This window comes from Pseudomonas sp. GW821-FHT12A04 (genome assembly GCF_058807755.1).
This window is the reverse complement of sequence record NZ_JBXAQZ010000003.1, coordinates 474,734-492,841: the sequence shown is the minus strand read 5'-3', so window position 1 is coordinate 492,841 and position 18,108 is coordinate 474,734. Positions and strand designations below refer to the sequence as shown.

16 protein-coding genes and 1 pseudogene are annotated in these 18,108 nt (G+C 60.1%); 9 read left to right on the top strand and 8 right to left on the bottom strand.

Annotation, left to right across the window (positions count from 1 at the left end; genetic code table 11):
* Positions 1-86: 86 nt before the first annotated feature.
* The 6 genes and pseudogenes from AC1RS8_RS07555 (at position 87) to AC1RS8_RS07530 (ending at position 4,039) form a co-directional block, all read left to right on the top strand.
* The gene (locus tag AC1RS8_RS07555) at positions 87-1,370 is read left to right on the top strand and encodes a Zn-dependent hydrolase (protein ID WP_218498239.1); all 1,284 of its coding nucleotides are present in this window, start codon (positions 87-89) and stop codon (positions 1,368-1,370) included.
* Positions 1,371-1,464: 94 nt separating this feature from the next.
* Positions 1,465-1,899 (top strand): carboxymuconolactone decarboxylase family protein, encoded by a 435-nt coding sequence (locus tag AC1RS8_RS07550; protein ID WP_349733869.1) that lies wholly within the window; start codon positions 1,465-1,467, stop codon positions 1,897-1,899.
* A gap of 3 nt (positions 1,900-1,902) precedes the next feature.
* Positions 1,903-2,796, top strand: a complete 894-nt coding sequence (gene sigJ, locus AC1RS8_RS07545) for an RNA polymerase sigma factor SigJ (RefSeq protein ID WP_489340491.1) — start codon at positions 1,903-1,905, stop codon at positions 2,794-2,796.
* Between the two features lie 143 nt (positions 2,797-2,939).
* A pseudogene (locus AC1RS8_RS07540) lies at positions 2,940-3,365 on the top strand (PAS domain-containing protein); the annotation flags it as partial.
* Between the two features lie 24 nt (positions 3,366-3,389).
* Positions 3,390-3,557, top strand: a complete 168-nt coding sequence (locus tag AC1RS8_RS07535) for a response regulator transcription factor (protein WP_371318495.1) — start codon at positions 3,390-3,392, stop codon at positions 3,555-3,557.
* A 260-nt stretch (positions 3,558-3,817) separates the two neighbouring features.
* Positions 3,818-4,039 carry a hypothetical protein gene (locus AC1RS8_RS07530; RefSeq protein WP_489340492.1) on the top strand — a complete coding sequence of 74 codons (222 nt, stop codon included), beginning with the start codon at positions 3,818-3,820 and terminating at the stop codon, positions 4,037-4,039.
* A gap of 144 nt (positions 4,040-4,183) precedes the next feature.
* On the opposite strand, the gene AC1RS8_RS07525 is transcribed toward AC1RS8_RS07530, so the two are convergent.
* From AC1RS8_RS07525 to AC1RS8_RS07505, 5 genes are all read right to left on the bottom strand, one after another.
* The gene (locus AC1RS8_RS07525) at positions 4,184-4,951 is read right to left on the bottom strand and encodes an SDR family oxidoreductase (protein WP_007976320.1); all 768 of its coding nucleotides are present in this window, start codon (positions 4,949-4,951) and stop codon (positions 4,184-4,186) included.
* 137 nt (positions 4,952-5,088) lie between these two features.
* Entirely contained in the window at positions 5,089-6,156 is a 1,068-nt protein-coding gene (locus AC1RS8_RS07520) for a phosphotransferase family protein (protein ID WP_057715177.1), read from the bottom strand.
* Between the two features lie 144 nt (positions 6,157-6,300).
* Positions 6,301-7,266 carry a 2-hydroxyacid dehydrogenase gene (locus AC1RS8_RS07515; RefSeq protein WP_489340493.1) on the bottom strand — a complete coding sequence of 322 codons (966 nt, stop codon included), beginning with the start codon at positions 7,264-7,266 and terminating at the stop codon, positions 6,301-6,303.
* Positions 7,267-7,448: 182 nt separating this feature from the next.
* Positions 7,449-8,036, bottom strand: coding sequence for a TetR/AcrR family transcriptional regulator (locus AC1RS8_RS07510; RefSeq protein ID WP_489340494.1), 588 nt, complete (start codon positions 8,034-8,036; stop codon positions 7,449-7,451).
* Between the two features lie 28 nt (positions 8,037-8,064).
* On the bottom strand, positions 8,065-8,448 hold the full coding sequence (locus AC1RS8_RS07505) for a tautomerase family protein (RefSeq protein ID WP_340316213.1): 384 nt from the start codon (positions 8,446-8,448) through the stop codon (positions 8,065-8,067).
* 365 nt (positions 8,449-8,813) lie between these two features.
* Here AC1RS8_RS07505 and AC1RS8_RS07500 point away from each other — a divergent pair, with 365 nt between their 5' ends.
* Positions 8,814-10,094, top strand: a complete 1,281-nt coding sequence (locus AC1RS8_RS07500) for a serine/threonine transporter (protein WP_057715067.1) — start codon at positions 8,814-8,816, stop codon at positions 10,092-10,094.
* A gap of 346 nt (positions 10,095-10,440) precedes the next feature.
* On the opposite strand, the gene acnB is transcribed toward AC1RS8_RS07500, so the two are convergent.
* On the bottom strand, positions 10,441-13,041 hold the full coding sequence (gene acnB, locus AC1RS8_RS07495; protein ID WP_340316407.1) for a bifunctional aconitate hydratase 2/2-methylisocitrate dehydratase: 2,601 nt from the start codon (positions 13,039-13,041) through the stop codon (positions 10,441-10,443).
* 457 nt (positions 13,042-13,498) lie between these two features.
* Between acnB and AC1RS8_RS07490 the strand changes: the two genes are divergently transcribed.
* Positions 13,499-13,969, top strand: a complete 471-nt coding sequence (locus tag AC1RS8_RS07490) for a DUF1289 domain-containing protein (RefSeq protein ID WP_057715064.1) — start codon at positions 13,499-13,501, stop codon at positions 13,967-13,969.
* Between the two features lie 103 nt (positions 13,970-14,072).
* Here the strand turns inward: AC1RS8_RS07490 and AC1RS8_RS07485 are convergent, their stop codons facing one another.
* Entirely contained in the window at positions 14,073-14,936 is an 864-nt protein-coding gene (locus AC1RS8_RS07485; protein WP_057715063.1) for a universal stress protein, read from the bottom strand.
* A gap of 162 nt (positions 14,937-15,098) precedes the next feature.
* Here AC1RS8_RS07485 and AC1RS8_RS07480 point away from each other — a divergent pair, with 162 nt between their 5' ends.
* On the top strand, positions 15,099-15,707 hold the full coding sequence (locus AC1RS8_RS07480) for a MiaE family protein (RefSeq protein WP_090454987.1): 609 nt from the start codon (positions 15,099-15,101) through the stop codon (positions 15,705-15,707).
* Positions 15,708-15,769: 62 nt separating this feature from the next.
* Here AC1RS8_RS07480 and AC1RS8_RS07475 read toward each other — a convergent pair whose 3' ends face one another.
* A complete protein-coding gene (locus AC1RS8_RS07475; RefSeq protein ID WP_489340495.1) occupies positions 15,770-18,019 on the bottom strand; it encodes a TonB-dependent siderophore receptor in 2,250 nt (749 codons plus the stop codon).
* Positions 18,020-18,108 lie beyond the last annotated feature (89 nt).

Genomic DNA, 18,108 nt, shown 5'->3' with positions numbered 1-18,108 from the left:
CATCGCGGGCTTGCCCGCGATGGCGGCCTCAAGTTCACCAACGAATTGCCTGAAGAAACACACAAGAACAGCCTGAGGAAATCATCATGAACGCGGCCGTAGACGTTCTGCAGTCCAGCCATCAGCACATCAACCGCGACCGCCTGTGGCAATCGCTCATGGAACTGGCCAGGCTCGGCGCCACGGTCAAGGGCGGCGTGTGTCGCCTGGCCCTGACCGATCTGGATCGCCAGGCCCGGGACATCTTCGTCAAATGGTGTATCGATGCCGGCTGCACCGTCAGCATCGACGCCGTCGGCAACATCTTCGCCCGTCGCCCCGGGCGCAATCCCGACCTGCCACCAGTGATGACCGGCAGCCACATCGACACCCAGCCCACCGGCGGCAAGTTCGATGGCTGCTTCGGTGTGCTGGCCGGCGTCGAAGTGCTGCGTACCCTCAACGACCTCAACATCGAAACCGAAGCGCCGCTGGAAGTGGTGGTCTGGACCAACGAAGAAGGCTCGCGCTTCGCCCCGTGCATGATGGGTTCCGGCGTGTTCGCGGAAAAATTCACCCTCGAGGAAACCCTGGCCAAGGTCGATGCCGAGGGCGTGACGGTGGGGCAGGCACTGAATGCCATTGGTTACGCCGGGCCGCGCAAAGTCAGCGGCCACAAAGTCGGTGCCTACTTTGAAGCCCACATCGAGCAAGGCCCGATACTGGAAGACGAACGCAAGACCATAGGCGTGGTCATGGGCGCCCTCGGGCAGAAATGGTTTGACCTCAAACTGCGCGGCGTCGAAGCCCACGCCGGCCCGACCCCGATGCACCTGCGCAAGGACGCTCTGGTCGGCGCCGCGGTGATCGTCGGTGCGCTCAACCGCGCCGCCCTCAGCCATCAACCCCATGCCTGCGGCACCGTCGGTTGCCTGCAAGCCTATCCCGGCTCGCGCAACGTCATCCCCGGCGAAGTGCGCATGACCCTGGACTTCCGGCACCTGGAACCGGCGCGCCTGGACTCGATGATTGCCGAAGTGCGTGAAGTCATCGAAACCACCTGCGACGAACATGGCCTGACCTTCGAACTCACGCCAACGGCCGACTTCCCACCGCTGTACTTCGACAAGGGCTGCGTCGAAGCGGTACGCGGCGCCGCCCAAAGCCTGGGCCTGTCGCATATGGACATTGTCAGCGGCGCGGGCCACGACGCGATTTTCCTCGCCGAACTCGGCCCGGCCGGGATGATCTTCGTGCCCTGCGAAGGCGGCATCAGCCACAACGAAATCGAAAACGCCGCGCCGGATGACCTGGCGGCCGGGTGTGCGGTGCTGTTGCGGGCAATGCTGGCGGCTTCGGCGGCGATTGCGAAGGGAGAGTTGGCTGCTTGAACCGAGTGACGTGCGCTGAATGAATCAGCGCACGTCACAAACCCCAACCCTCAATCGTCATCCTGTTGAATCCCTCAATCAGTGGAGCAACACGATGTCGTCCAACACCCAAGCGGTCAACCTGCTGCAATCGATTCCACAGGTTTTCGAAAGCCTGACCCAGGTTCATGTCGTTCTCGATCATCATGACCTCAACCCCACCCTCAAGCATTTGATCCACTTGCGCGCCTCGCAGATCAACCAATGCGGTTTTTGCGTGAAAATGCACACCCGCGAAGCCCGGGAAGCCAATGAAACCAACGAGCGTCTGGATCGCCTGATCGTCTGGCGTCACGTCAGTGATTTCAGCGCTGCGGAGCGCGCCGCGCTGGCGTGGACCGAAGCCTTGACGATACTGGATGAAAAAACCGATTACGCCAGCCTGCGCGGTGAACTGAGGGCGTACTTCAATGACGAACAGATCGGCGCCTTGACGGCCGAGATCGGCATGATCAACCTGTGGAACCGCTTGCAGGTGTCGAGGCACTGATTGATGAACTGCGCTGAAAACGCCGCCACTGTGTTCGAACAGCGGCGGCCCTTTTTGCTTGGTCTGGCCTATCGCATTCTCGGTTCGCGCGTCGAAGCCGAGGATGCGGTGCAAGAGTTGTTCATCAAGTGGCTGGAGGCCGACCGGGCCTCCATCGCCACGCCGGCCGCCTGGCTTACCACCGCCTGCACCCGCCATTGCATTGACCTGCTACGGTCGGCGCACAAGTCCCGGGTAGATTACATCGGTACCTGGCTGCCGGAGCCGATCCACACGGCGCATCAGGACTCACCCGAGCACATGCATGAACTGGCTTCGTCGCTGTCCACCGCGTTCGTGTTGCTGCTGGAGCGGCTGACACCCAAGGAGCGTGCCGCGTACCTGCTGTACGAAATCTTCGACATGGATTACCCGCAGGTTGCCGATGCGGTCGGGGTGCAGGAAGCCGCTTGCCGCAAACTGGTGTCTCGGGCCAAGGCGAGTCTTGGCAGTGCCCAGGCCCGCTATCAACCGGAACCTGTGCGCCAAAACCAGTTGCTCAGTGCCTTCCACAACGCCATCACCAGTGGTTCCACGGCGAACTTGAGCGTGATGCTAAGCGAAGACGTCGAACTCTGCGCCGACAGCGGCGGCAAGGCTTCGGCGATCCGTGAAACGCTGTTTGGCATCGAAAGCGTGCTGGATTTCATTGGTCAGTCGTTGCACGCCTATTGGCAAACCTGTGAATGGCTGCCCGTTGAAATCAATGGTGCACAAGGCGTCATCATCAAGGCCGACGGTGTTATCACCGCGTCGATGACGTTTGCTTTCGATGAAACCGGGCGGGTGAATCGGGTTTTCATCATGCGTAATCCGGACAAGTTGGCGGGGCTTGACGCGTCCTTTAACGTGCAATAGTCAAAGGACCACCGGCCCTCCAGGCTTTTCGCTGACCAACTCCACCGCTTTCGCGAGCAAGCCCGCTCCCCCAAGGTTCGTTGCACTAACCAAAACTCCGGCGGTCGTATTCTTCACAGGGGCACCATACTTGTGGAGTCGAAATGAGCCAGCACGTCCTGACCTCTGAGGCCAATCGTCACCAGTTGCAGCAAATCATCGCCGGCTTGTCCGACGGGGTGATTCTGCTCGATCCCGACCAGAGCATCCTGTGGGCCAACGAGGCTGCGCTGGCCATGCACGGTGCCTCGCAGATCAGCGACCTGGGCAGCAACGCCAAGGCCTATGTCAAACGCTTCGCCCTGCGTTATCGCAACAATCACCTCGTGCCGGCCGACAGCTACCCGATCAGTCGGGTGGCCCGTGGCGAGACGTTCAGCGATGTGCTGGTGGAGGTGACATCGGCGGGGAACGAAGCGTACACCTGGGTCCATCGCGTGCGCAGCCTGGTATTGGTTGACGGCCGTGGCAAACCGGAGTCGCTGGTCTTGATCATGGACGATGTCACCGACCGGGCCAGCACTGGGCAACTAACCGCCCGTGAGCGCGATGTACTGGGTCTGATCTGCGAAGGCCTGGCCGACAAGGACATCGCCGCGCGCCTGAAACTGGCACCGAACACAGTGCGCAACCATGTGGCGACGGTGTACTCCAAGCTCAATGTGCACAGCCGCAGCGAGGCGATTGTCTGGGCGCGGGAGCGGGGGACTGTTCTCTGGTGAATCCCGGTCGAAGGGGCAGGGTTAACCTACAAACGCACTATCGGTCACCGCATTGATCGAAGAACTGCGTTACGAACTGGACAGCAATTCCTTGCAGCGCCCTGATTCGGTGATGTAAGAACTGTCAGCTTTTACGGGTACTGGTCACGGATTGGGCTATAAATGATTCGCAGATATTTATTTTTTTGACAGGTGCATGGATTTTGCGCGCCGGTTTTGTTGTCACAAAAATGTGTCTATCACTTATCGCGGGTCAACCTATGAAAACTCTTGGGAAACGCGTTATCTCACCCTTGTCGCTGGCATTCTGCGTGGCGATCCTCGGCGGCTGTGCCAGTCCGCCACCCCCTCCAGCGGTGACTCCACCCCCTCCTGAAACCACCTGCCAGGCCATGGATAAAACCGATGTCCTGGGCGATGTACGGGCTGAAGACGGGCAGGTGACCCGAGTCACCACCACGACTCGTTGCGTCACGCAGTAAGCCCGGACGCTGCGATGTGCAACAACCCCGACTGTGGGAGCGAGCTTGCTCGCGATAGCGGCGTATCAGTCGACATCGATGTTGAATCTGATACCGCCATCGCGAGCAAGCTCGCTCCCACAGGGATTTGTGCTGTTCAGACGATCAGGACAGGAAGCCGCCATCCACATTCAGCGAAACGCCGGTGGTGTAGCTGGAAGCATCGCTGGCCAGGTACAACACTGCGCCGGCCATTTCGCTTGGGTCAGCCACGCGCTTGAGCGGGATCTGTTGCAAAGCGGTGTTCAGGATGGCTTCGTTTTTCACCAGTGCCGAGGCGAACTTGGTGTCGGTCAGACCCGGCAGCAAGGCATTGCAGCGAATCCCGAATTGCGCACATTCCTTGGCAAAGACTTTGGTCATGTTGATCACGGCCGCCTTGGTCACCGAGTAGATGCCCTGGAAGATGCCCGGTGAAACACCGTTGATCGACGCCACGTTGATGATGCTGCCGCCGCCGTTTTCGCGCATCAGCTTGCCGGCTTCGACCGACATGAAGAAGTAGCCGCGGATGTTCACGTCGACGGTTTTCTGGAAGGCGCTGAGGTCGGTGTCCAGCACGTTGCAGAACTGCGGGTTGGTCGCGGCGTTGTTGACCAGGATGTCCAGGCGCCCGAACTGTTCCTTGATGCCGGCGAAGACCTGGCTGATCTGTTCCATCTCGCCGATGTGGCAGGCAATGGCGGTGGCCTTGCCGCCGGCGGCGATGATCGCGTCGGCGACGTGCTGGCAGCCTTCAAGCTTGCGGCTCGACACGATCACGTGGGCGCCTTGCTGGGCCAGTAGTTTGGCGATGGCTTCACCGATGCCACGGCTGGCGCCGGAGACGAAAGCGATCTTGCCGTCGAGGTCGAACAACTGAGTCTTGGACATGGGATTCCCTTATGAAAAGTCTTGTTATCGAGTCAAATGCCGTGTCGCGGCTAACGCTGTTCAGTTGAGGCCGGTCAGTGCGCGTTATCGTTCACGATCTTCGCGAGCGGGCTCGCTCCTACAGGGATCACATACGGTCAGAGGCTGGATTTCGAAATGACCTGCAAGCTCATCTGCTCCAGCAGCTTGTTCATGTGAATGAACTGCGCGAAGCGTTTGTCCTGGGTCTGGCCATGGTAGAAGCGGTAGTAGATCTGCTGCACGATGCCGGCCAGGCGGAACAGGCCGTAGGTGTAGTAGAAGTCGAAATTGTCGATGCGTATGCCCGAGCGTTCGGCGTAGTAATCGACGAACTCGCGGCGGGTGAGCATGCCCGGCGCGTGGCTCGGCTGGCGGCGCATCATCTGCACCGGCGCCGGATCATCGGCTTCGATCCAGTAGGCGAGGGTGTTGCCCAGGTCCATCAGCGGATCGCCCAGGGTGGTCAGTTCCCAGTCGAGCACGCCGATGATCTGCATCGGGTTGTTCGGGTCGAGGATCACGTTGTCGAAGCGGTAGTCGTTGTGCACGATGCTGGAGGTCGGATGGTCGGCCGGCATCTTGTCGTTGAGCCAGGCCTTGACCGCTTCCCATTGTGGCGCATCGGGGGTCAGGGCCTTTTCGTAGCGATCGCTCCAGCCTTTGATTTGTCGTGCCACGTAGCCTTCGGGTTTACCCAGGTCACCCAGGCCGTAGGCGTTGTAGTCGACGCGATGCAGTTCCACGAACTTGTCGATGAAACTCTTGCACAGGGCTTCGGTTTTCGCCGAATCCAGGCCCAGCTCCGGCGGCAGGTCCGAGCGCAGGATGATGCCGTTGACCCGTTCCATGACATAGAACTCGGCACCGATCACCGATTCGTCGGTGCAGTGCACGTAGGCTTTCGGGCAGTACGGAAAACCGTCGCGCAGTTGATTGAGGATGCGGAATTCACGGCCCATGTCGTGGGCCGACTTGGCCTTGTGGCCGAAGGGCGGGCGGCGCAGGACGAATTCCTGTTCGGGGTATTCCAGCAAGTAAGTGAGGTTTGAAGCGCCGCCCGGAAACTGGCTGATCCGTGGCAAGCCGCTGAGCCCCGGAATATGGGCCTTGAGGTACGGATCGATCAGGCCGGCATCGAGCTCTTCGCCGGTGCGGGTACGGGTGGACTGGTCAGTAAGCGCCATGCTTATCCCTTCTGCTTATTCTGGAGGCCTGAAACTATTGGCTAATCTAATGCGCACACTGCACACCTACAACCGCGAACGGCTCTTATAGGTGAGCGTGTTGCCGGCCAATCATTGTTTTTGATACAGCTGTTTGAATCGCCATCAATGGGCGAGCCGGCTCTCGGCCGACGGCAGTTCGATCGGCGTGAGCACCGGTTGGCCGGAGAAAAACGCCACGAGGTTCTTGCCCACCATTTCGACGGTGCCCTGGGTGGCTTCCGGGGATAGCCCGGCGACATGGGGGGTGAGGATCACGTTGCTCAGGGTCTTGAGTGCATCCGGCACCTTCGGTTCGGCGTCGAACACGTCGAGTGCGGCGCCAGCGATCCGGCGTTGTTCAAGGGCGCTGATCAGGTCGGTGGTGACGATCACGCTGGCGCGGGCGATGTTGACGATGAACCCGTTGGGACCCAGGGCATCAAGGACCGCTTTGTTGATCAGGTGTCTGGTCCCGAGACCACCGGGGGTCGCGACGATCAAAAAGTCTGAAGCACGGGCCAGTTCAGTGGGGGTGGAGCAGAAGGTGTAGGGCACATCGCTGCGATGCTGGCGATTGTGGTAACTCACCGCCATGTCGAAGCCATTGGCCGCGCGTTTGGCGATGGCCATGCCGACGGCGCCGAGGCCGAGGATGCCCAGGCGTTTGCCAGCGAGGGAAGGACGCATGATCTTCGGCCACTCGCCGCACCGTACCGAGGCATCACAGCGGGGTATGTCGCGCACCAGCGCCAGCAACAGCGCCATCGCATGGTCGGCGACGGACGAGGCGTTGACCCCGGCGCCATTGGTGACGGTGATGCCCCGGTTCGCTGCGGCCTGCAGGTCGACGTGTTCATAGCCGGCGCCAATCACGCAGATGATCTTGAGGTTGGGCAGGGCGGCGATTTCATCGGCATACAGCCCCAACGGGCCACGGGTGAGGACGGCGTCGATCTGCCCGGCGTGGCGGGCAATGGCTTCGGCGCGCTCGGCGGGCGTCGGGGCCAGGATCAGGTGAAAGCCCTGATGTTCGAGGATAGGCAGGTACTCATTGATGGTTTCAACCAGTACCAGAACGGTTACAGGCATGCTTGGCTCCCTGTGGGCATCGAAAAATCGGCTCGAACGTCACTTGAGATTGCTGATTTCAGGGCGGCTTGGCAACCACCAGCGATCGCAGTCCGTGGCAGCTCCTGCGCCATTGTGGACACTGCGCTGAGTGTAGGAGCTGGTAATGCCTGCGATCTTTTTATTGCGTGGGGGCGGGCGATTTACTTCGACGGCGTGAGGGCGGCCCGGGCAGCTTCGAGAATTTCATCCGATAGCGGGTCGCCTCGGGTGGCCCGGGACAGCATCAGCGCACCGAACATCAGCGAATACTGCACCAGCGCCTGCTGCCGTTTGCCGGCTTCGTCCTCTGCGTCCAGCAGCGAGCCAAGGGAATCGAGCAGGTTGTTCAGGCCCTGCAGATAGGTTTGGCGCAGTCCGCTCTCGGCGGCTTCATGGCACATGTCCCCGGCAAAGGCCACCACCGGGCAGCTGTCGCCCGGATTGTCCCGGCTTTCGTTGGACAGGTAGGTTTCGACCACGGCACGGCGGGCGGCGTCCTTGCCGTCATGCTCGGCCACCCGTCCTGACCAGCGTTGCGCGGCCTGCTCGAAAGCCCGGCCGCTGGCCTCTTGCGCCAGGGCTTCCCTGGATTCGAAGTGCCCGTAGAAGCCACCGTGGGTCAGGCCCGCGGCGGCCATCACATCGACCACACTGATCCCGTGCAAGCCGCGTTCACGAAACAGCCGGGTGGCGGCATCGACGATAGTCTCGCGGTTGAGGTCGGCTTGTTTGCGGGAAACTCGGGGCATGGGTCATTCTCGGTTTGCAGGTGGACTATCAGAGGGCGTATTGGGCAATCCCGTTGCCGAACGACCAGTTCTCTTTTTTCACTTCCACCAGATTGATGAAAACGTCTTCCAGGCGCACCGCCAGCTCTGCATTAAGGCTTTCGGCGATGGTTTTGTAGAGGTTTTTTTTCTGCTCCAGGGTTCGCCCTTCGTTGAGGGTGATCTGGATGACGACCAGGTTATCGGTGCGGTTGATGCCCAGATACTCGGGATCAAAGATGAAATGCTGCTCGTCGTGTTCGGCCAGGATCTGGAAGTTGTCGTGTTCAGGTACGCCAATGGTCTGGCGCATGGCGGCATAGATCAGTTGCCCGATGCGTCTGGCGTGGGTGGGGTCCCGGTGTTTTTGGATGTCGACGCGAACCAGTGGCATGGGCAGACTCCAGAAGGAATGCAGGTCGGTTAAAAATACATGATGGTAGACCTTTATCAAGCGGTGGATGCTGTCTGGCGATGAAACGTAGCCTCGAAAACACTGCAATTCCTTGTGGGAGCGAGCTTGCTCGCGATAGCGGTGTGTCTGGCAAGTAGATGTTGGATGTGCCGCAGCTATCGCGAGCAAGCTCGCTCCCACAGGGGACTTTCGTCTATCTGGTACCACCGTTCCTCACCTAAGTCTTTGCTTCTGCTCACTAATCCTCCAGAATCGCGCCCCTGTTTCGGCCGGGCGCCGCCTGTCGGGTATTCCGACGCGTCCTGGCCGGGTGGCAAGTGACCGGAATGTGGAGATCCCACCGGATGAATGATCAGGCCAATAGCGTTAACGAACGCTATGTAGACGCGACACCCGCGACGCTTACGAGCTGGAATCGCCAAGACACCACCTGGATGCTGGGGCTGTTTGGCACGGCGATTGGTGCCGGAACCCTGTTTTTGCCGATCAACGCAGGCCTGGGCGGTTTCTGGCCGCTGCTGATCCTGGCGTTGCTGGCGTTTCCGATGACGTTCTACGCACACCGCGGACTGACCCGTTTCGTGTTGTCCGGTCGCGAAGGCGCCGACATCACTGAAGTGGTGGAAGAACATTTCGGCATCAAGGCCGGCGCGCTGATCACGCTGTTGTACTTCTTCGCGATCTTCCCGATCCTGCTGATCTACAGCGTGGCGCTGACCAACACCGTGGGCAGTTTCCTTGAGCATCAATTGCACATCACGCCGCCACCGCGCGCCGTGTTGTCGCTGGTGCTGATCCTTGGCCTGCTGGCCGTGGTGCGCTGCGGCGAGCAAATGATCGTCAAGGCCATGAGCCTGATGGTTTACCCGTTCATCGTGGCGCTGCTGTTTCTGGCGGTGTACCTGATTCCTCACTGGAACGGCGGCATTCTCGCCACCGCGAGCCAAGTGCCTGCGCCGTCGGCGCTGCTGCACACCTTGTGGCTGGCGATTCCGGTGATGGTGTTCTCGTTCAACCACTCGCCGATCATCTCGGCGTTTGCGGTCGACCAGAAGCGTCGTTATGGCGAACACGCCGAGGAACGCAGCTCGCAGATCCTGTCCCGTGCCCATCTGTTGATGGTAGTGATGGTGCTGTTCTTCGTCTTCAGTTGCGTGCTGACCCTGTCGCCAGCGCAACTGGCTGAAGCCAAGGCGCAGAACCTGTCGATCCTGTCGTACCTGGCCAACCACTTCAGCAATCCGACCATTGCCTTCGCGGCGCCGTTGATTGCCTTCGTGGCCATTTCCAAGTCGTTCCTGGGGCACTACATCGGCGCCAGCGAAGGCCTCAAGGGCCTGATCGTCAAGAGCGGCAAGCGTCCGTCCGCCAAGGCCCTGGACCGTATGACCGCCGCGTTCATGCTGGTGGTGTGCTGGATCGTCGCCACGCTGAACCCGAGCATCCTCGGCATGATCGAAACCCTCGGTGGCCCGGTGATCGCGGCGATCCTGTTCCTGATGCCGATGTACGCCATCCGCAAGGTGCCGGCGATGGCACGCTATCGCGGTCAGGCGTCCAATGTCTTCGTGACGGCGGTGGGCCTGGTGGCGATTTCGGCGTTGGTCTATTCGCTGAGTGCGTGATTGCTGTTTGATTTGCTGAGTGAATGACGGCTGATCCGGTTTTCGGGTTGGCCGTTTTTTTTTGGAGGGGCTCGGGGGTATTCGGTCTGCCGCGGTCGGCTGTAGGAGCGAGCCTGCTCGCGAAAAACGCCGGGACACCGCGGGGATTCAGACAGCCTGCGTTATCGTTGACGACCATCGCGAGCAGGCTCGCTCCTACAGAGGTTCGGGGACCTCAGTCAGAGCCAGGTCGGCTCGCGGAACAGATAGCAGCCATTACTCCAGAAACGGATATGTACACAAAAAACAGCCATAAAAAAACGCCGCTCATCTCACGATGGGCGGCGTTTTTCATTGCGTTGCAACGTTAGGCTTGAACGACCGGGATGTTGGCGTTCGCAGCAGCTTCACGGAACTCGGCGATCTGGTCGAAGGACAGGTAGCGGTAGACATCGGCCGCCATGCTGTCGATCTTGCCAGCGTATTCCATGTACTCCTCGACGGTCGGCAGGCGACCCAGGATGGAAGCCACGGACGCCAGCTCGGCCGAAGCCAGGTAGACGTTCGCGCCGTCACCCAGACGGTTCGGGAAGTTACGGGTCGAAGTCGACACTACAGTCGAGTTCGGCTCTACACGTGCCTGGTTACCCATGCACAGCGAGCAGCCTGGCATTTCCATGCGAGCGCCGGCCTTGCCGTAGATGCCGTAGTAGCCTTCTTCGGTCAGCTGGTGAGCGTCCATCTTGGTCGGCGGCGACAGCCACAGACGGGTTGGCAGCTGACCCTTGACCTGTTCCAGCAACTTGCCGGCGGCGCGGAAGTGACCGATGTTGGTCATGCACGAGCCGATGAACACTTCGTCGATCTTCTCGCCAGCAACGCTGGAGAGCAGGCGAGCGTCGTCCGGGTCGTTCGGAGCGCACAGTACAGGCTCCTTGATGTCGGCCAGGTCGATCTCGATGACTTCAGCGTATTCGGCGTCTTTGTCCGCTTCCAGCAGCTCAGGGTTGGCCAGCCAGGCTTCCATTGCTTGGGCGCGACGTTCCAGAGTACGTGCATCGCCGTAGCCTTCGCCGATCATCCAGCGCAGCAGGGTGATGTTGGACTGCAGGTATTCGGCAATCGACTCTTTGGACAGCTGGATGGTGCAACCGGCAGCCGAGCGTTCAGCCGAGGCGTCAGACAGTTCGAACGCTTGCTCTACGGTCAGTTTAGGCAGACCTTCGATCTCCAGGATGCGACCGGAGAAGGCGTTCTTCTTGCCTTTCTTCTCTACGGTCAGCAGGCCAGCCTGGATCGCGTAGTAAGGAATGGCGTGAACCAGGTCACGCAGGGTGACGCCTGGCTGCAGTTCGCCTTTGAAGCGAACCAGGATCGACTCAGGCATGTCCAGCGGCATGACGCCAGTGGCTGCGGCGAACGCAACCAGGCCGGAACCGGCCGGGAACGAGATGCCGATCGGGAAACGGGTGTGGGAGTCACCACCGGTACCGACGGTGTCTGGCAGCAGCATGCGGTTCAGCCACGAGTGGATGATGCCGTCGCCCGGACGCAGGGAAACGCCGCCGCGGGTCATGATGAAGTCAGGCAGGGTGTGGTGTGTGGTCACGTCGATCGGCTTAGGGTAAGCCGCGGTGTGGCAGAAGGACTGCATCACCAGGTCGGTCGAGAAGCCCAGGCACGCCAGGTCTTTGAGTTCGTCACGGGTCATTGGACCGGTGGTGTCCTGGGAACCCACGGTGGTCATCTTCGGTTCGCAGTAGGTGCCCGGACGAACGCCGGTCACGCCGCAAGCCTTGCCGACCATTTTCTGCGCCAGGGTGAAACCCTTGGTGCTTTCAGCCGGAGCTTCAGGCTTCTTGAACAGGTTCGAAGGTGGCAGACCCAGCTCGGTGCGAGCCTTCTCGGTCAGGCCACGGCCGATGATCAGCGGGATACGGCCGCCAGCACGAACTTCGTCCAACAGCACCGGAGTCTTCATTTCGAAGGTGGTCAGGACTTCGTCGGTGCCGTGCTTGCAGACTTTGCCAGCATGCGGGTACAGGTCGATCACGTCGCCCATGTGCATGTTGGAAACGTCGAATTCGATTGGCAGTGCGCCGGCATCTTCCATGGTGTTGTAGAAGATCGGAGCGATTTTGCTGCCGAAGCAGAAACCGCCGGCACGCTTGTTCGGTACATAAGGAACGTCGTCGCCGAAGAACCACAGTACGGAGTTGGTGGCCGATTTACGCGAAGATCCGGTACCGACCACGTCACCGACGTAGGCGATAGGGAAACCGGCGTTGCGCATTTCTTCGATCTGCTTCATCGGACCGGTGACGCCTTGTGCGTCAGGCACGATGCCGTCGCGAGCCATTTTCAGCATAGCCAGGGCGTGCAGCGGGATGTCTGGACGGGACCAGGCATCAGGAGCAGGGGACAGGTCGTCGGTGTTGGTTTCCCCGGTGACCTTGAACACGCGCAGGCTGATCTTGTCGGCCAGGGTCGGGCGCTTCACGAACCACTCGCCGTCAGCCCAGGATTGCAGCACGCCTTGGGCGTGAACGTTACCGTTCTTGGCTTTTTCAGCGACGTCGTGGAAGGCGTCGAACATCAGCAGGGTGTGCTTGAGTTCTTCGGCCGCTACTGGAGCCAGTTCGGCGTCGTCCAGCAGGTTAACCAGAGTCACGATGTTGTAGCCGCCCTGCATGGTGCCGAGCAGTTCAACAGCGCGCTTCTTGTCGATCAGGGGGGATTTGGCTTCGCCTTTGGCGATGGCGGACAGGAAGCCGGCCTTTACATAGGCTGCTTCGTCCACTCCAGGCGGAACGCGATTGGTGATCAGGTCAACGAGGAATGCTTCTTCGCCAGCCGGGGGATTTTTCAGCAGCTCGACCAGGCCTGCAGTTTGTTCGGCGTTTAGCGGCTGGGGAACGATACCCAGTGCTGCGCGCTCTTCGATATGTTTGCGGTAGGCTTCAAGCACAGTTATTACCCTCATCAGTGGTCCCAAATGGGTGTCCGGGACGCTCATCCCGAAATTGCCGTACTCATGCGCTGCATGGCGTTGTGAGCCACTTAGCCAGAATTACCGACAATTCCTTACAGAAGCTGCTTTCAAAGTTTTACGCCTGCAGAACGGGAGCTGATGAGGGTTGGCGTTGGGCTTTTCCCCGCTGGAAAAACCCCTCGCCAACACCGCTCTGAAGGAACGACTGTGCTCGTGACGCTTTGAAAACAGCTTCTAACGGACATTGGCGCCTAAAAAGGCAGGCTGATTCTACGGCAAAAAAAAATTAAAGGTAAGTCAGTGTTTATTGGACTTTGGTGGTGGCGGTCACCAGAGCCCGATTCTCCACAGGCCCTGAACTTTGAGGGGTGATCAATGGCCGACAAAGGGCTAACATGCCGGCCTGTTCTGCTTTTTCGCGTTTTGCCTATCTATGCCCAATCAGACCATCAAGACTCCCTGCGTCGGCCTCTGCTCCACTGTTTACGGTGATCTGGTGTGCCGTGGCTGCAAGCGTTTCCACCACGAAGTGATCCACTGGAACGGTTACAACGAGGAAGAAAAGCGCGCGGTATGGCTGCGTCTTGAGCAGTTGCTGTCACAGGTGATGGCCGCCAAGGTGGAAATTTTCGATCCGGCACTGCTCCGAATGCAGCTGGAGCAGCGCAAGATCCGCTTCGTGCCCCATCAGTCGGAATATTGCTGGGCCTACCAGTTGATCGCGCGCGGTGCGCGGGTGATCAACAACCTGGAAGCCTACGGGATGGTGCTGCTGCCGGAGTTTCGCGAGTGGAACCTGCCGGAATTGCGCGACGCCATTGATCGGGAATTTTTCCTGCTCTCCGAAGCCCATTACCAGCGCTATATTGCGCCGGGGTTCCTGCAAGACGCCTTTGGCGGCTAAGAGCATCGCGAGCAGGCTCGCTCCCACATTGATCAGAGTCGTTCACAAATCCCCTGTGGGAGCGAGCTTGCTCGCGATGGCGTCCGGCCAAACAGCAAAAATCTCAATGCTTGTCCGCAATCTCCTCGAGATGATCCGCCACTTCCATCGGCTTGAGCACCAGCACATCGCTCTCGACCGCATCGAGCACCACTTCCGCCGTATTGCCGATCAACGCCCCTGACAACCCGCTGCGCGCTACGGTGCCGATCACTGTCACCGCTGCCTGCAGTTTGTGCACCATGAACGGAATCAGCACATCCGCCGGGCCTTCCTCGATGTGCAGGTGGTCATCGTCGATGTCGAATTCCGCCTGGAACGCCTTGCACTGTTCGCGATAGCGCGCCTGGATGGTTTCGCTCAGTTGAAACGTCGGGTCGGCCGCCGACAGCATCGGCGACGGGTGGGCGCTGATCACGTGCAGGCGGGCCTTGGCCAGGGTTGCGATGTCATAGCCATGATCGATGATGGTGTTGTGCAGGTGGCGATGTTCCTGGTCGGTGTTACCGACGTCGATGGCTGCCAGGATCACTTTGTCTTTCCATGAATCGGCGGTTTTCACCAGCAGCACCGGAGTCGGGCAGGACCGCAACAGCTTCCAGTCCTGCGGGGTCAGCAGGGCTTTTTTCAATGGGCTGTCGGGGAAGTGCTGCTTGACTACCAGGCCGCAACCTTCGGCTTGCTGCACATCGACGATGGTTTGGTGTTGGCTGTCGTTCCAGGCCTGCTCGGTGGTGACGCTGTAGCCGTCCTCCGTCAAAGCGGCCTTGAGCACACCCAACATGCCACTGTGATCATGCTTGGGGTCGCACACCAGCAGATGCAACTGCGCCTGGGTCACACCGGCGATCAACTTCGCCCGTTTGAGCGCCAGGCTTTCCGAGTGCTCGGGTTCGATGACCACCAGAATGCTGCGAATGGCTTGCATGAGCGGGATCTCCTGAAAATGAAAAAGCACGGCGTTGCACAACTATAGTTGCTGTCGGCGATTCGGGGACTTGATGCATATCAACGGTCGGCGACTGGTGGTCTGCGGGCAGGCCGGTATAATCGGCGCCCTTCGTTTTGAACCTATTTTTCCGTGAGCCCCATGATCCTTCCCGAAATTCACGAGTTCCTTGGCTGCCGCACCCCCGACGGCTGGATCCAGGCCGCGCTGGCCGATCAGGAAACCCTGCTGATCGACCACAAGAACTGCGAATTCAAGGCCGCCAGCACCGCGTTGAGCCTGATCGCCAAGTATCACTCCCACGTCGATCTGATCAACATGATGTCGCGCCTGGCCCGGGAAGAACTGGTGCACCACGAACAGGTCATGCGCCTGATGAAACGGCGCAAGATCGAACTGCGCCAGCTGTCCGCCGGGCGCTATGCGTCGGGGCTGCGCAAGGTGGTGCGCAGTCACGAGCCGGTGAAACTGGTGGACACCCTGGTGGTCGGCGCCTTCATCGAAGCCCGCAGTTGCGAGCGTTTCGAAGCGCTGGTGCCGCACCTGGACGAAGAACTGGGCAAGTTCTATTTCGGTCTGCTCAAGAGCGAGGCCAGGCATTTCCAGGGTTACCTGAAGCTGGCCTACCAATATGGGGACGCCAAGGACATCGCCCAGGTGATCGACAGGGTCCGTGCCGCCGAGCAGGAACTGATCGAATCCCCGGATGTGGAATTTCGCTTCCATAGCGGCATACCGGCTGCGGCATAAACACCGCTCCCACAGGTTCCGGTGTTAACTGACAGGTATCAGTTTTCTGGCAGGCGCTCAGCTTAGAAATCCCACTTGGTGGTCAACATCACGTTGCGTGGTTCGCCGTAGTACGTGGTGTCGAAGTTACCCAGGCCCGTCAGGTAGCGTTTGTCGAAGACGTTGTTGGCGTTGACGGTGAAGCTCAGGTTTTCGTTGAACTGGTAGCGGCTCATCAGGTCGACGAGGGTGTAGCCACCTTGCTTGATGCGGGTGTCGCCGCCCGTTGTCGGGCTGTAGATCTTGCCGTAGAACGCGCTCTGCCAGCTGATTCCACCACCGATGGTCACCTGGTCCAGTGCGCCGGGCAGGCGGTAGGTGGTGAACGTACGCACGACATGTTCCGGTTTGGAGGTCGCCAGCGGGAAGCCAAAGATGCGCTGTTCATCAGCGTCACGGGTGCGGGCGTAGGTATAGCCGGCCGACAGGTTCCAACCTTCGGCCGCTTCACCGGCCAGTTCCAGTTCCACACCCTTGGTGGTTGCGCCGTCGATGGCTTTGTAGATGCCTTCGTTGGTGACCGGGTTGGTTCCGATCGATTCGGCGAGGTTGTCTTGCTCGATGCGGAAGAAGGCCAGGCTGGCGTTCAGTCGCCCGTCGAAGTAAGCGGCTTTCAGGCCGGCTTCGTAACTGGCGCCCTCGACCGGTGCCAGGGTCGAACCGTTGGCGTCCTTGTAGGTTTGTGGCTGGTAGATGCTGGTGTAGCTGGCGTATGCAGAATAGGTGTCGTCCAGGTCATAAACCACACCGGCATAGGGCGTGACCACGCCATGTTCCTTGTAGCTGGCATGGGTGTCATCGAGTCCCGCACCCGGATAGTACGAATAATCCTCGTTGTACTTGAAGGTGCTCAGGCGGCTGCCGAGGATGATCGACAGATCGTCGGTCGCGTGCAGGCGCGTGGCCAGGTACAGGCCATTCTGGCTTTGGGTGCGTTCGTACTTGCCGTTTTTCGGGAAATTCTGTTCCGGCAGATTGCCGTTCCAGTCGTAGATGCTGCCCGGGACCAATTCGAAGGCGCTGGTGTCGTAGGTCGCGCCGGTCTGGCGCGAGTGGGAAGCCATGAAGCCAGCCACCAGTTCATGCTCGCGGCCTCCCAGGGTGAAGGGGCCGGTGACGTTCACGTCAGCGGTGTTTTGCACGCGATGACCTTCCCAGCGACCCCAGTACAGGAACATGCCTTCACCAGTGGCGCGGTCCGGGTTGCCGCCGCTGGCCGAGGCCAGGCGAGTGTCGTGGTCGGTGGTTTTCTGGTCGATGCTGGCCTTGAACTTCCAGTCGTTGGCCAGAGCCTGTTCCAGGGAGGCGAAGTAAGTGATGTCGTCGAAGTCGCGACGACTCCAGTCGGCGCCCGGGTTGAAGTGACGGGGGAAGTCGGTACGGCCTCCGTCCGAGAAGTACACCGGGTTGCCGGTCCAGGACGAGCCTCGCGGGGTGGTGCTTGACTTGTCGACGCCGAAGGTCAGCAGGGTGTCGGGTGTCAGATCGGCTTCGAGGATGCCGTAGAACAGGTCTTTCTTCTGGCTGTAATGATCCTGGTAGGAGTTCTTGTCGGAATAAGCGCCGACAAAGCGGCCACGCACACTGCCGGAGTCGTTCAGCGAACCGGAAATATCGCCGACGCTGCGATACGCGTCCCAGTAACCGACGGTGCCGCTGATCGACGCCTTGAATTCCTTGGTCGGCTTCTTGCGGATCAGGTTGACGGTGGCGGACGGGTCGCCCGAACCGGTCATCAGGCCGGTCGCACCCTTGACGATTTCGATGCGGTCCAGGCTGGACGCGTCGTCGCCGTTGTTAGGGTTTTCACCGTAGACACCGTCATACGGAATGTTCACGCCGTCGTACTGGAAGTTGGTGATGGCAAAGCCTCGGGCGGAAAACTCGGTGCGGTCACTGTCGTACTTCTGCGTCGAAATGCCGGGGGTGTTGCGTAGCGCGTCGCCGATGCTCTGCACACCGCGGTCGTCCATCTGCTGACGGGTAATGACGGTCACCGATTGCGGCGTTTCGCGGATCGACAGGGGCAGGCCGGTGGCCGTGGATGTTGAACCGGTGGTGTAGGAGTGGGTGCCTTCGGTGGTAGCGCCCAGCGCCTGGCCGGAAATGGTCGTTGCGCCCAGTTGCAGTACGCCGTCGTCTCGGGCCGAGTTCTTTTCGGCATCGGTTTCAGCGGCGTGGACAACGGGTACAAGGCTCAGCAGGGCGGCAGGCAGGGCCAGCGCCAGAGGGCACAAGGCAAAACGGAAATGGGCGACAAACGGGTGCGACATGGGGATCCCTTTGCATCGAATCGATCGGTAGTTGAAGTGCTTCTGAGGGGTTGACCGAACGAAAAACGCAAAGGGGAACTGCCGTATGA